This window comes from Bradyrhizobium sp. NAS96.2 (genome assembly GCF_001908235.1).
Taxonomy (GTDB): domain Bacteria; phylum Pseudomonadota; class Alphaproteobacteria; order Rhizobiales; family Xanthobacteraceae; genus Bradyrhizobium.
In genome coordinates, this window is sequence record NZ_LGHK01000278.1 from 21,556 (window position 1) to 35,075 (window position 13,520).

At 64.8% G+C, this 13,520-nt stretch carries 16 protein-coding genes; 7 read left to right on the top strand and 9 right to left on the bottom strand.

What is annotated here, in order from left to right; translation table 11 throughout:
• The first annotated feature begins 230 nt into the window (after positions 1–230).
• The 5 genes from AC628_RS45690 (at position 231) to AC628_RS39330 (ending at position 3,505) form a co-directional block, all read left to right on the top strand.
• Positions 231–497, top strand: a complete 267-nt coding sequence (locus AC628_RS45690) for a hypothetical protein (protein ID WP_245321553.1) — start codon at positions 231–233, stop codon at positions 495–497.
• 375 nt (positions 498–872) lie between these two features.
• Positions 873–1,325 (top strand): MarR family winged helix-turn-helix transcriptional regulator, encoded by a 453-nt coding sequence (locus AC628_RS39315; protein ID WP_074132035.1) that lies wholly within the window; start codon positions 873–875, stop codon positions 1,323–1,325.
• Between the two features lie 44 nt (positions 1,326–1,369).
• Complete coding sequence (locus AC628_RS39320) at positions 1,370–1,945, top strand: isochorismatase family protein (RefSeq protein WP_074132037.1); 576 nt, start codon at positions 1,370–1,372, stop codon at positions 1,943–1,945.
• The gene (locus AC628_RS39325) at positions 1,932–2,261 is read left to right on the top strand and encodes a hypothetical protein (protein WP_074132039.1); all 330 of its coding nucleotides are present in this window, start codon (positions 1,932–1,934) and stop codon (positions 2,259–2,261) included. Before AC628_RS39320 ends, AC628_RS39325 begins: the two co-directional genes overlap by 14 nt.
• The gene (locus AC628_RS39330; RefSeq protein WP_074132041.1) at positions 2,258–3,505 is read left to right on the top strand and encodes an MFS transporter; all 1,248 of its coding nucleotides are present in this window, start codon (positions 2,258–2,260) and stop codon (positions 3,503–3,505) included. The genes AC628_RS39325 and AC628_RS39330 overlap by 4 nt, the downstream gene beginning before the upstream one ends.
• A gap of 24 nt (positions 3,506–3,529) precedes the next feature.
• Here AC628_RS39330 and AC628_RS39335 read toward each other — a convergent pair whose 3' ends face one another.
• The 6 genes from AC628_RS39335 to AC628_RS39360 form a co-directional block, all read right to left on the bottom strand.
• Complete coding sequence (locus AC628_RS39335; protein ID WP_074132043.1) at positions 3,530–4,747, bottom strand: acyl-CoA dehydrogenase family protein; 1,218 nt, start codon at positions 4,745–4,747, stop codon at positions 3,530–3,532.
• A gap of 61 nt (positions 4,748–4,808) precedes the next feature.
• On the bottom strand, positions 4,809–5,237 hold the full coding sequence (locus AC628_RS39340) for a phasin family protein (RefSeq protein ID WP_074132045.1): 429 nt from the start codon (positions 5,235–5,237) through the stop codon (positions 4,809–4,811).
• Positions 5,238–5,253: 16 nt separating this feature from the next.
• Complete coding sequence (gene phaZ / locus AC628_RS39345) at positions 5,254–6,192, bottom strand: poly(3-hydroxyalkanoate) depolymerase (RefSeq protein WP_074132046.1); 939 nt, start codon at positions 6,190–6,192, stop codon at positions 5,254–5,256.
• Positions 6,185–7,888: an alpha/beta fold hydrolase gene (locus AC628_RS39350; RefSeq protein WP_074132048.1), complete on the bottom strand. Its 1,704-nt coding sequence runs from the start codon at positions 7,886–7,888 to the stop codon at positions 6,185–6,187. The genes phaZ and AC628_RS39350 overlap by 8 nt, the downstream gene beginning before the upstream one ends.
• On the bottom strand, positions 7,885–8,361 hold the full coding sequence (locus tag AC628_RS39355; protein ID WP_074132050.1) for a MaoC family dehydratase: 477 nt from the start codon (positions 8,359–8,361) through the stop codon (positions 7,885–7,887). Before AC628_RS39355 ends, AC628_RS39350 begins: the two co-directional genes overlap by 4 nt.
• A gap of 43 nt (positions 8,362–8,404) precedes the next feature.
• Positions 8,405–10,057 (bottom strand): fatty acid--CoA ligase, encoded by a 1,653-nt coding sequence (locus tag AC628_RS39360; RefSeq protein WP_074132052.1) that lies wholly within the window; start codon positions 10,055–10,057, stop codon positions 8,405–8,407.
• 434 nt (positions 10,058–10,491) lie between these two features.
• Between AC628_RS39360 and AC628_RS39365 the strand changes: the two genes are divergently transcribed.
• Positions 10,492–11,550, top strand: coding sequence for an AraC family transcriptional regulator (locus tag AC628_RS39365; protein ID WP_074132053.1), 1,059 nt, complete (start codon positions 10,492–10,494; stop codon positions 11,548–11,550).
• Between the two features lie 141 nt (positions 11,551–11,691).
• On the opposite strand, the gene AC628_RS39370 is transcribed toward AC628_RS39365, so the two are convergent.
• The 3 genes from AC628_RS39370 to AC628_RS39380 all read right to left on the bottom strand — a co-directional run bounded on the left by AC628_RS39370 (position 11,692) and on the right by AC628_RS39380 (position 13,056).
• The gene (locus AC628_RS39370; RefSeq protein WP_074132055.1) at positions 11,692–11,883 is read right to left on the bottom strand and encodes an MJ0042-type zinc finger domain-containing protein; all 192 of its coding nucleotides are present in this window, start codon (positions 11,881–11,883) and stop codon (positions 11,692–11,694) included.
• Between the two features lie 99 nt (positions 11,884–11,982).
• On the bottom strand, positions 11,983–12,399 hold the full coding sequence (locus AC628_RS45695; protein WP_245321554.1) for a hypothetical protein: 417 nt from the start codon (positions 12,397–12,399) through the stop codon (positions 11,983–11,985).
• A 105-nt stretch (positions 12,400–12,504) separates the two neighbouring features.
• Positions 12,505–13,056, bottom strand: a complete 552-nt coding sequence (locus AC628_RS39380; RefSeq protein WP_502689831.1) for a lytic transglycosylase domain-containing protein — start codon at positions 13,054–13,056, stop codon at positions 12,505–12,507.
• Here AC628_RS39380 and AC628_RS45700 point away from each other — a divergent pair.
• Positions 13,055–13,285, top strand: a complete 231-nt coding sequence (locus tag AC628_RS45700; protein ID WP_245321562.1) for a hypothetical protein — start codon at positions 13,055–13,057, stop codon at positions 13,283–13,285. The genes AC628_RS39380 and AC628_RS45700 overlap by 2 nt on opposite strands.
• The last annotated feature ends 235 nt before the right edge of the window (positions 13,286–13,520 follow it).

The window sequence follows — 13,520 nt, forward strand, 5'->3', positions numbered from 1 at the left end:
ATATGACTTTCGTCATAACCGATCCTGACCTTCGTCAGATGCCGCCGCCGCTCGAAATGCGGTTCTGTCCACGGATGAGCAACAGCGCAAGCCATGATGTGCCACATGACGGCGTCCATGGCGATGCCGGCCGGTCGCCGGGCCTCGCGGAAGGTCGTCGTGCCAGTCGGCCAGGGTGTGAGCTGACAATGAAGGGCGCGCCACGGAGATCGTCGGGTATCGAGCTGCGCATGTTGGCGGAAGCGGAGAAGCCCGCGCGGCGCCGGCGCCTGAGCGCGACCCAGAAGGTGGCGTTGCAGGAAGCGCTCACCGGCCGCCTGCAGCTGTACCCGCGCGGATATGCCGCGAGCAAGACCGGCCCGTTCCACTCACGACGCGCCATTCTCGGTCTGGTGCGCGCCGGCCTGATGAGCCTCAGCGCGACGGCGCGCTATGCGGCCGTGACCAAGCGTGCGCGGGACACCTATGCAGCCCCGGTGACCAGCGAGAGCGAGTAAGCGCACGTCATCGGGCGTGGCATATCTTCCGCCGACTCAATCCGGCAAGGGAGCCGCTGCCGGCTCCGCGAGGCAAGCAAGGGCGATCGACACGCCGATCGCGACGAGACGAATGTCATGCTTCATTGAAGAACTCCGCGAGCCACCGCGGGGAAGATACGCCACGTCGTGAGCGCCGGTGCAGTCATCGACAACCGCACGCAGGAAGACAACAAAATTAAAGTGATGCGCTCGGGAGACCGGATTCAGGCGCCGTTCAGGGTTGCGCCATGGTCCAGCAAGGCTCGGCCGAAGCGCCGACGATCACGGCAATATGAAGCTAATCTGCGAAGACAATCTTTACAGTTTACCTGCATATATGTCATCAATACCGGCATGAACAGTTCACCGGCCCGTACCGGTTCGGCGCGGACATCCGCGCTCGCCGAAGACCTTCGCCTGTTGATCGGAACACTGAAGCGGCGGCTGCGCGAGCAGGGTCAACGCGACGACCTGCCGCCCTCCCAGGTCGCGGTGCTGCTGCGCCTCGAAAAGGACGGCCCCGCGACCGTGTCCAGCCTGGCGCGGTCGGAGGGGATGCGTCCGCAGTCGATGAGCTCGGCGATTTCGGCGCTCGAGGCGGCGGGCCTGGTGCGCGGTGCGCCCGATCCGGACGACGGCCGCCAGACCATCATGTCGCTCACCGATACTTGCCGCGAGCGGCTGCGCACCGGCCGCGCCGCTCGGCAGGACTGGCTGTCACGCACCATTGCCGCACGGTTGTCGGCACGGGAACAGGATGAACTCGCCGCCGCGGTCGGCTTGCTGAAGCGGCTGGTCGCGGACTGAGGCCGCGCCGATCGCGAGACCCATCCGGTTGAAAGGAAACGATCATGGCCCTTACGACGCTCGATCCGATCACTGCCCTCATCGTCGTCGATCTGCAGGCCGGGCTCGCCGGCGCGCCCTTCGTCAATCCGTTCGCAGACGTGGTGGCACGCGCCTGCGCGCTCATCACCGCGTTTCGGCGGCGCCGACTGCCGATCGTGCTGGTCAATGTCGACGGCACGGCACCGGGACGAACCGAGCGCCCGCGCCACGACGGCGCGTTTCCCGATGGCTGGACCGACCTGCTCCCGGAGCTTGACCGGCAGCCGGGCGACATCGTCGTCACCAAACGGACCTGGGGCGCGTTCGCCAGCACCGATATCGAGAACCAGCTCCGAGCCCGCGGCGTTACCCATGTCGTGATCGTCGGCGTTGCGACCGGCACCGGCGTCGAATCCACGGCACGGCAGGCATTTGAGGCCGGCTTCAACGTCACGCTCGCGATCGACGCCATGACCGATGCGCGGCCGAACGCCCATGACTACAGCATCGAGCACGTATTCCCGCGGCTCGGCGAAACCGGCTCGACGCAGGCGATCATCGATCTGCTTGAAAGGACCCACGCGCATGAACTGGCTTGACCTCGTCGCCTACTTCTTCGGCGGCGCCTTCCTCACCAACGCAATCCCTCACGTGGTCGCCGGCATGATGGGCGAGCCGTTCCAGAGCCCGTTCGCGAAGCCGCCGGGCGAGGGCCTGTCCTCATCGACCGTCAACATCGTATGGGGCTTCTTCAACCTCGCCGTCGGATACCTGCTGGTCTGCCGCGTCGGCGACTTCGGCCTCCGAACCACCGGTGATGTCGCTGCGCTCGGTCTTGGCGGCCTCCTGATTGGCCTGTTCCTGGCGCGGCGGTTCGAACGGTTTCACGGCGGGAATGATCCTCAGCGAACATGAGACGCGTATTTCGATCACTCGCGAGCTTCAACTACCGGGTCTGGGCGGCCGGCGCGCTGGTGTCCAACATCGGCACCTGGATGCAGCGCGCCGCCCAGGACTGGCTCGTCCTCACCCAGCTGACGAATCATAGCGCATCCGCCGTCGGCATCGTGATGGCGCTGCAATTCGGCCCGCAGCTGCTGCTGATGCCCTGGTCCGGCCTCGCCGCCGATCGCTTCAACCAGCGGCGGCTCCTGATGGTGACGCAGGCGACGATGGGCACGCTGTCGCTCATCCTCGGCATTCTCACCGTCACCGGGCTGGTACAGCTCTGGCACGTCTATGTGTTTGCGTTTCTGTTCGGCTGCAGCGCCGCGCTGGATGCCCCGGTCCGCCAGACCTTCGTGGCCGAGCTGGTCGGCGATCGAGACCTGTCGAACGCCATTGCGCTGAATTCGACCTCGTTCAATGCCGCGCGCATGGTCGGCCCCGCGATGGCTGGCTTGCTCATTGCCTCAGTCGGCACCGGCTGGGCGTTCCTGTTCAACGGGGCGTCCTTCATGGCGGTGCTGACCTCGCTGTGCCTGCTGCGCAAATCCGAGCTTCGGCCGAATGCGCGCGCACTCCGCACCAGGGGCGGCATCACGGAAGGATTTCAGTATGTCTGGTCCCGCTCCGATCTCAGGGCGACCCTCGTCATGCTGTTCCTGATCGGCACCTTCGGGCTGAATTTTCCGATCTTCATCTCGACCATGGCGGTCGGCGTCTTCCATACCGACGCGCGGGGTTTTGGCCTGTTGTCATCGATGATGGCGATCGGCACGATGTCGGGAGCGCTGCTGGCGGCAACCCGCGAGCGGCCGCGCTTTGTCGCGTTGATGCTGGGCTCCGCGATCTTCGGCGTCGGCTGCACCCTGGCCGCACTGGCGCCGAACTACTGGCTGTTTGCCGCCGCCCTCGTCGTGATCGGCATCGCTTCGTTGACAGTCTTGAATACCTCGAACGCACTGATGCAGCTCTCTACCGAGCCAGCGATGCGTGGGCGTGTGATGGCGCTGCGGCTCGGCGTTGCGCTCGGCGGCACGCCGATCGGCGCACCGATCGTCGGCTGGGTCGCCGATCATCTCGGCCCGCGCTGGGCGCTCGGCGTCGGCGCTGCCGCAGGCTTTGCCGCGGCACTCGTCGCGCTCGGGATGCTCTCGCAGGCAAACGCCGCGGCCGGGCATGGCAGCGGACACGGCAGCATGCCGCCGGCCGAATGACCGGCGGCGCGACCGCACCGCGGCTCAGACGAAGGCGCTCAATCCCGTGATCGACTTGCCGACGATCAAGGTGTTCATCTCGCGGGTGCCCTCATAGGAGTAGATCGCCTCGGCATCCGCCACGAAGCGGCCGATATGGTTCTCGAGCAGGATGCCGTTGCCGCCGAGCAGCTCGCGCGCATAACCGACGGTCTCGCGGCATTTGACGGTGCAGAACGCCTTCGCCAGCGAGGCGTGCTCGTCCAGCATCACGCCTTCGTCCTGCATCTGTCCGAGCCGCAGCATCATCGACTGCGTCGCGGTGACATTGCCGAGCATGCGCACCAGCAGGTCCTGCACCAGCTGGAAGCCGCCGATCGGTCGGCCGAACTGCTGCCGCTCGGTCGCATAGCGCAGCGCATGCTCATAGGCGCCCATCGCGCAGCCGACGGCGAACCACGCCACGCCGGTGCGGGTCATGCGCAGCACCTTGGCGGTGTCCTTGAACGTGTTGGCGTTCTGCAGCCGGTCCGCCTCGGGCACGCGGCAATCCTTCAGGGTGATCAGCCCGTTCTGCACCACGCGCAGCGCCATCTTGGTCTTGATCTTCTCGACCGAGAAACCGGGATTGTCCTTGCCGACGACAAAGCCCTTGACCTGGTTGGAGCCCTCCTCGCGCGCCCAGATCACGTTGATGTCGGCGAAGGTGGCGTTGCCGATCCACTTCTTCTGGCCGTTGAGGATCCAGACGTCGCCCTCGCGCCGGCAGGTGGTCAGCATCCCGCCTGACGTCGCCGAGCCGACCAGCGGCTCGGTGAGACCGAACGAGCCGATCTTCTCGAAGTGCATCATCGCAGGCAGCCAGCGCTGCTTCTGCGCCTCGTCGCCGCACAGATAGATCGAGCCCGCCGAAAGTCCGGTGTGCACGCCCCAGAAGGTCGCGACCGAGGAATCCACCCGCGCCAGCTCCATCGCGACAAAGCCGTTCAGCAGCCAGCTGCCGCCGGCGGCGCCATAGCCCTGGTAGCCGACGCCGCCGATGCCGATCTCGGCCATCTTCGGGATGATCGCGAACGGGAATTCGTCGCGGCCCCAAAATTCCTCGATGACGGGCGCCACCACGCCTTCGGTGAACTCGCGCACGCGCCGCACCAGCGCGCGCTCCTTCTCGTTCAGGACGCGGGCAATCCCGTAGAAGTCGCCGTTGATCGGCGGTGGCGCATAGTCCGGCTTGGCCGCCCGTGTTGCCTGCGCGTTAGCCATGATGTCCTCCCTGATGCGTGGCGAGGCGTTGCTTGATGGGTCGTGATCCCGACAGACGATCTCAGGCCGATTTGTTCGGGCGCACGCTGGCGCGGAACTCCTCGAAACTTTCCTTCATGCGATCCTGGATGATCTTGACCGCATCTGATGTCGACTGCCGCGCCGTCGACGCACTGTCCTGGGCACCCTTCACCGCGATGTCGAACATCTTCCGGGCGAACTCGGTCTGCAGAGCGAGGTTCTCGTGAATCTTGCCGAGCGGCTTGTATTCGCGCGCCAGCGTCGAGGCCTCGCGCAGGCCCGCCTCCAGCACCTCGCGCTGCTTCTGCGCCACCGATTGCGCACCTTCGGCCGCGACCTTCGCGCTCTTGCCAAGCGCCTCGAGGTTCTTCTTCTGGGCCTGCAGCAGTTCGTCCACGTTCAGCTTCGGCAGGCCGAGGTCACTACCGAACTTCCGCAGCATATCGATATATGAGCTGTTATCCGTCATGATATCCTCCCTGTGGTTACGGCTTCTGGTGCCCGCCTGCGGATGTTGGAACGAGATCCCTGAGGTAACTGGTCGTGCGCGAAAGCAGGGTCGACGAGGTGGCCTGACGGCTCTCATCGGCGAGAAACGCCTCGATCAGGCCAGCGGTCTCCGCCGGCCGCGTCACCATGAACAGATGCCCGTCGTCGATCAGGTGCAGTTCGGCATTCGGGATCAGGCTCGCCATGATCTGACCGTTGATCGGAGGAACCAGCGGATCGTCGCGGCCCATCAGGATCAGCGTCGGCTGCGGCAGCGACCATAGCCATGGCAGGCTGGTCCAGCCGGTCATCGCCAGCAGCTGATAGAAGTAACCCATGCTGCGCGCGCCATGCATCGCGGCCGCATGCCGACCGATCAGTGACGGATCGTCGCGGAACGCCCCGCCATAGATGTCGGCGGCGATGCTCTTCATATAGCCCTTGTCGGTGTAGCGGCGCGGCGTCGCCATCTTCCACAGCACCGAGGGGCTTGCCGGCACCATGGTGAAACCCGGCGCGGTCGCGGCCAGCACCAGCCGACGGCAGCGCTTGGGAAACTGATGCGCGAATTGCTGCGCGATGCCGCCACCCCAGGACACGCCGGCGACGTCGACTTCAGCATAACCCAGCTCGGCAACGAGCTCGGCGGCAAGCCGCGCCAGTGTCGATGGACGATAGGGCCAAGCCGGCCTTGGCGAGCCGCCGACGCCGGGCACATCAAAGATGACGGCGGTGGTGCCTGTGAGCGCATCGAGGAACGGCTTCGCCAGCTCCCAATTGGCGCCGATGCCGTTGAACAGCAGCAGCGGCGGCCCGCGGCCGTCGCCGTGCCGGATCGCGACCTGAAGCAGCTGGCCATCGATCGAAACCTGCCGCGTCTCGATGACGCCGCGCTGCGCGCTCGCCGTATCGGCGCTGATAATATTCTCAGTCAAAGACGTAGGTTCCTGGTGCTTTCGTAACGGGCGGATGGTGCGCGCTGCCGAGCGCAGTGGGCGCGCTGACCTCGGCGCCCGAGCGCGGCTGCAGCCAGTCGCGCCAGTCGAGCCACCAGCTGCCCTTGCGCTTCTCGGCCGAGGCCATGAACGCGTCGGGCTTGTCCGCGGACACCGGCCCGATCATGAAGGACGCCTTCGGATTGCTCGGCGGATTGAGCAGGCTCTGCAGGTGCCCGCTGTTCGACAGCACGAAAGTGGTGCCCTCGCCCATGATCTGGGCGGTCTTGTAGACGCCCTTCCACGGCGTGATGTGGTCGGTCACCCCGGCGACGACATAGCTGTCGGCCTTGACCTTGCTCATGTCGATGGTCTTGTCGTTGAGCGTGAGCTTGCCGGCGTTGACGAACGGGTTGGAGAAATAGAGGTCGAGATAGTCGCCATGCAGCGCCGCCGGCAGGCGGGTCGTATCGGCGTTCCAGTACAGGATGTCGAACGCCGGCGGCTGGTTGCCGAGCAGATAGTTGTTGACCCAGTAGTTCCAGATCAGGTCGTTGGGCCGCATCCAGGCGAACATCCGCGCCAAATCATGGCCATCGACGATGCCGCGCAGCTGCGAGGACGCCTTCGCTGCCCGCATGGTCTCGGGCGTCATCAGGCAGCCGAACGCGCTCTCCTCGGCTGAGTTGGGATCGAGCAGGCAGACCGCCAGCACCAGGTTCTTGATCTTCTTTTCGGCCGCGGAGCCGAGCGTCGCGAAATACGCCGTCGAGGTGATGCCGCCGGAGCAGGACCCCATCATCGAGATGTCCTCGCTACCGGAAATCTCGCGCGCCGCGTCGACCGCCTCGTCCAGCGCCGCAACATAAGTGTCGAGCCCCCAGTCGCGATGCGCGGCGGTCGGGTTGCGCCAGCTCACCGCAAAGACCTGGATATCGCTCTCGAGCAGGAAGCGCACCATGCTCTTGTCCGGCGAAAGATCGAGCGCGTAGTACTTGTTGATCTGCGGCGGGGTGATCACGAGCGGCCGCTTCCTAACCGTCGGCGTCGTCGGCGTGTACTGGATCAGCTCGAGCAGCTCGTTGCGGAAGATCACCGCGCCGGGCGTGGTCGCGAGGTTCTCGCCGACCTTGAAGGCGCTCATGTCGACCATCGACGGCATGCCGCGGTTCTGCGTCAGGTCGCCGATATAGTTCTTCAGGCCGCTCCACAGGCTCTGTCCGCCGGTGTCGATGAACTTGCGGACCGCCGCCGGGTTGGTGATCATCGTGTTGGTCGGCGCCACCGCATCGATCAGGATTTCCGTGATCAGATGCGCGCGCTGCTTGTCGATGTCGCTGAGGCTGGTCTTGTCGACCAGGCCGTTGACCGCCTCGCCCCAGGCCAGATAGGCCTTGAGCAGGCCAGAGTGCAGCGAGCTCTCCTTCCAGGTCGGATCGACAAATCGCTTGTCGCCCGCCTTCGGCGCGCGCTCCGACTTGCCGGCGGCGATGGAGCCGAGTTCGCTGACGAACGACAGCCACTGTTCGGTCGCGACCTTCGGTTCGTTGATGACGGCCTTGAACAGGATGCCGGCGCCCTCGACCAGATCCTGGCCCTGGATGCCAACCAGTGGGTTGAGCGCCAGCGTATTGCGCGACGCGGCCTCGGACATGTCAGAGGCCGGCTGATCCGGACTGCGATTTTCCGTGCTCATTGCTTTGCTCCCGCTGCGGGAATCAAAAGTGCCAGCGTCTCGGCGATCAGGGCAGGCTTCTCCGATCCCTCGACCTCCAGCGTGTTCAGGGTCTTCATGATCACCTGGCCGCCGTCCCTCGGCTCGATGCCGGACAGCACGACCCGCAGCCGCACCCGCGCGCCTGCCGGCACCGGCGCCAGGAAGCGGACCTTGTCGACCCCATAATTCAGCCCCGCGGCGGCATCGCGCGGAATGATGCCGACCTGCATCGCCAGCGGCGCGACCATCGCGAGCGTCAGGTAGCCATGCGCGATCGGACCGCGGAACGGGCTCTCGCGCTTCGCCCGCTCAACGTCGACGTGAATCCATTGGTGATCGCCAGTGCAGGACGCGAAGGTGTCGATACGCTGCTGATCGATCGTGACCCAATCGGAAAGTCCGAGCTCCTTGCCAACGTGCTCGCCCAGCCCGGCCATTGTGAGGCTGCTCATGATGTTGTCCCTCCTCGAACTTTTCTTAGGCTTGCTCGTCCCGTCACATGTCGCCGTATTGCTCGCGCAGCTCCTTCTTGTTGATCTTGCCGACGCTGGTCTTGGGAATGCTGTCGATGAACATGATCGTCCCGGGGATGCCGTATTTCGAGATCACGCCCTGGTCGGCTAACTGCTTGAGATGATCCTTGATCGCCGTATCGGTGAGGCCGTCGGCCCCGGATGGCTTCCTGACCACGAGCGCGAGCGGCCGCTCGCCCCATTTGTCGTCCTTGACGCCGATCACCGCGGCCTCGGCAACACCGGCGCATTGCGAAATCAGATCCTCGATCTGCAGCGAGGAGACCCATTCGCCGCCGGTCTTGATCACGTCCTTGATCCGGTCGGTGATGTGGACGTAGCCGCCCGGGCTGACCACAGCGATATCGCTGGTGTGCAGATAGCCGCCGGCCCACAGCTGCTCCGAGCCTTCGGGATTGTTGTAGTAACCCTGGGTGAGCCACGGCGCGCGCAGCACGATCTCGCCAGCGGACTTGCCGTCATGCGGGATGTCTTTCATGTCGGGGTCGACGATGCGCAGGTCGACCAGTGGACCGGCGATGCCGGCCCGGGTGCGGAATTCGACCTCGCCGTCGGGGTCGCCGCTGAGATCCTTGGAGCTGACGTGGGACACTGCGGCGAGCGGGCCCGTCTCCGACATGCCGTAACCCGCGAAGATGTCGATGCCGGCCTCCATCGCCTGCTTGGCCAGCGCCTTCGGTAAGGCGGAGCCGCCTATCACCATCTTGAGACCCTTGAGATCGACCTTGGCCGCCGCAGCGGCGTTGAGCAGCATCTGCAGGATGGTCGGCACCCCATGGGTGAAGGTGACGCCTTCGCTCTTGATCAGCTTGACCAGCATCGCCGGCTCGTAGCGGCCGGGATAGACCTGCTTGGTGCCGGCCAGCGTCGCCGACCACGGAAAGCCCCAAGCGTGAACGTGGAACATCGGCGTGATCGGCATGTAGACGTCGTCGCGCGAAAAGCGTCCCTGCGAGCCCGCCATGCCAAACAGCGCAAGCCCGGCGATCGTGTGCAGCACGAGCTGGCGATGGCTGTAGTAGACGCCCTTCGGCAGCCCGGTGGTGCCCGTCGTGTAGAAGGTGGTCGCCTGGGTGTTCTCGTCGAAATCGGGAAACTCGTAATCGGGCGAGGCTGCCGCCAGCAGGCTCTCATATTCGCCGATGAAGGACAGGCTGCCGGTCAGCGGCGCCGGCCGGTCCGACATCACGATCATCCGCTTCACATTCGGGAGCTGTCCCTTCATGCCTTCCAGCAATCCGACGAACTCGTCGTTGACGAGCAGCGTCGACGCGCCGGCGTGGTTGATCGTGTAGGCGATCTGCTCGGGCGACAGGCGGACATTCACCGTCTGCAACACGGCCGCCATCATCGGGATCGCGAAGAACGCTTCGAGGAAGCGATGGCTGTCCCATTCGAGCACGCCGACCGTGTCGCCGGGCTCGACGCCGGCCTTGCTGAGCGCCGAGGCGAGGCGGCCGATCCGTTCTCTGGTCTGTCGATAGGTCTGACGCTTGAGATCGCGATAGACGATCTCCTGGTCGGGCGCCTGCACACGCGGCGTGTGCCAGAGCTGCTTGAAGATGAGCGGATATTGATACGCGGATGGGGCAGTCTGAATCAGCTTTCCAACCATGGAAGCCTCCCTCGACCTGGCATGTCCTCCGACCGTGACGTCCGCAGTTCTTGAGTGCGCGGATCGCGTAGTCTGCCGTCTCGCGTCACGACGGTCCGACCGTGTGACATTATGCCTAAGCCTCGCGTGATGCCCGAGATTTGTGAAGGTCCGAATCGGACATCGGCGGGGTCTCAAGCGGACAGACTGCTCTCATCGACAGCAACGGTCTTGGCTAAAATTGCTCTCTTTGGCGTCTTCACCGTCGTCTTGCCGCCACCATTCTTGCTGCTACGCAACATCGATGCCCCATTGATAGGCTTTGGATTGGCCTTGGGTTGTGCCGCGAAGCGGATATGTTTCGAGGTGTTGGCGGGCAGGAATCGGCTTTGCCCTGATACTGCGATGTCCCGCTTCCGGACTGAAGGAAAGGCTGGTTCACCTTGCAACCAACGGTGCGACTGAAGACGCCTGGGGGCTCTCGCAACGACATCCTGACCGTTGGCACCCGCGACAGGATCTATGAGGCGACCAAGCTTGGCGCTGTCTTCGACATGCTGGCCGGCGCCGGCGTCCCGGCTGACGCCATCCTGCGCGATACGAACATTCCATTGGCCGACGTCCATTCACCGCAGGCGCGGATCTCGCTGACGCAGCTGCTGACCGTGTGTCAGAATGCATTGCGCCTGTCGAAGGACCGCCATCTGCCCTATCGCATCGGCGCATCGATCCACGTCTCGACGTATGGAATGTACGGCTATGCGCTGCTGTGCTGCCCGGACTTCCGCAAGGCGATGGAATTTGCGATGCGCTACCACGCGCTCGCGGCGCCGCTCGCGGCGATCGACTTCATCGAGGACAAGGCCCATGCGCGATGGACCATCGAGCCCAATCTGCACGCGCTGGCCGATTCCGCGCTCTACCGGTTCGTCGCCGAGATGCAGATCGGCATCCACATCTCGCTGATGCGCGACGTCATGGGGCCGGGCTTCACCCCCACCGAAATCACGCTCGCCTATCCGCAAGGCTCGGACTTCGATCTTCCGCTCGATCATGTCGGATGCCCGGTGCGGTTCGATCGGCCGGCCAACCAGATCGTATTCAAGGCGCAATGGCTGGATCGGAGCGCCGATCTCGGCAACAAGACGACGTATCCGACCATCGTGGCCTTGTGCGACGACTTGCTGGGGGATCTGAGGCTACGGACCGGGGTGGCCGGGAAAATCCGCGCCATCCTGCTTCGCGACATCGCAAATCCCCCGACTTTCGAGGCGATCGCGAAGCAGCTCGGCATGAATGACCGGTCGCTGCGGCGCCAGCTTCGTCAGCAGGGCTTTTCCTTCCGCGGGCTGCACGACGAGTTGCGGACCCAGCTTGCCCTGAAATATCTCCGCAACACGACGCTGGCCAACGAAGACATCGCATTGGCGCTCGGGTTCAGCGACGCTGCGAACTTCAGGCGCGCGTTCCACCGGTGGACCAACAAGGCACCGAGCGATATCCGCGGCGAATAACTGCCGGCCGCGATCGCTCACGGTCCCGCTCGCGAGGACCCGACGCAGCTTCGGTTCTGATTGAATCAGAGCCGAAGCTCCGGATTCTTGTTTGACGCGTTTTCTTCACGCGAACCGGGGTCCACTTCGCTCGAAAACGCTCTAGTAGGCGTAGGACGTCTTGCCCGGCTGCACGGTCAGCCGAAAGGCAACATCGGTCGAACCGTCCATCAGCTCGATCGTGTGGTCGCACACCAGGCATCGAAACTCACCGGCGACGCCGCCCTTCGACGTCAATTCGATCCGGCGATAGCCGGCCTGGCAATGAGGGCACGTCACTTCAGATTTTCGCATGGAATCAGCAAACCGTTGCTCTCTCTATTTTCCATATGCCCATCGTCAGAAATGTGACGGCGTCACGATCTGTGAGAGACAGAAGTGATTTCGCGCGGATTATCGATGACTGTAAACCGGCGCGGCCGGGCGATAGGGAAACGCCGAGACCCCGAAGTTGCGGCCATATTGCTGCTGCACCGCCGGGACGTTGACCACGCCCACCTTGATATCCGACGATTTCGCGTCGATCGGCGGCGTGTTGGTCACGGGCGGATTGACCTGATCGACCTGCTTCTTCAGCCGCTCGTTGATGCAGCCAAGCGAGGACGCATCGCCGCAGCGCTCGGCCGGCGCGCCGCCACCACCTCGTGCCGCAGCCCGGCCGGCGCCGCCATTGGTGTCGCGGTTAAGGTTGAGGGCCGGCGGCGGTGTGCCGACGACAATTTCCGGCAGCGGCGTGTGCTGCTGCGTCTGCGCTTCCGCCTGCATCGCCGACAATCCGGCAACGGCGACCGCCAACATGATCACTTTCATCGGTGCTGCTCCTTGCAGAACCAGAGCTGTTTCAAACGATAGGAAGCCAGAGGCAGATATCAAGCGAGGATAGGCAACGCTATGAATATGAGAGGCGTGGCCTTGCTATTTCCCTCCCCGGGCCTGGATCACAAGCGCGTTCAGCCGCGTGTTGAGCGCGACCAGATCGACACGCCCGATGCGTCCGCCGCCGCCGAGGCACTTGCGGCCACATCCGCCGCCACCACCCCCGCCGCGCCCGGGCTCACCGAAGGTTGCGACCGGTACGATTCCCGTCACCCGAAAACCGCGGGCAAACAGCCGGGCCCGCACCGCCACGCAATAATTCACCGACAGATAGGAGAAGCGGGTCTCGCCATGGCCGGCGCGGTACTTCATGACCGCGGTGCACAGGTCGCCGCCGGCCAGGCGCCACGCCTGTGCAAGGTACATGACACCGAAGTGAATGTTGTTTTCGGGAATGGCGAGTTCGGCAAGCGAGCCGGAGAAGCCGAGCATGCGCGCAGTCGAGGGCAGCAGCTGCATCAGCCCGATTTCGCCGACGCCGCCGATCACGTCGGGATTGTAGCCGCTCTCCACGCCCATCACCGCCTCGGCGATCTCCGGCGCGAGCCCGCTTCCCGCCGCCTCCTTCTCGATCAGCGCGCGATAGCGCATGCGCGCGTCCGACAGCGCGGGCTGGCTTGCCGGCGGAGGCGGGAGCGCCTTCCCGCCGGCGTCCTTCGGCGCATCCTTCAGCGTGTCCTTTGCCGTGTCCTTGGCAGGCGCGGCCGGCTTCGTCGGCTCGGCCGGCGGCTTTGCCATGGCGTCGGCGGAAGGCTCGGCCTGGTCGACGGCGGCAAAGCGCGTGCTGAACGACGATGCCGGCGTCTCTCCTTCGGCATGAACGGGCTGTGCAAGACAGAGCGCGAGTGCAAATGCGCCAGCGACGCCGCCGCCCCGACGACGCGCGAGATCGATCAGCTTCCGCGTTCGGCGGAAGCTGATCGCCTTCGTCGTGGGGGGCGTCGTCGTTCATCGGTCGCTTGCGGTCCTGATGGTCGCGCGTCGGCGCGACTACTGGATGGTGGGGACGGCCCCGGCTTCCGCGGCGCGCTCATGCGACGGCTGCTGGGCCGGCG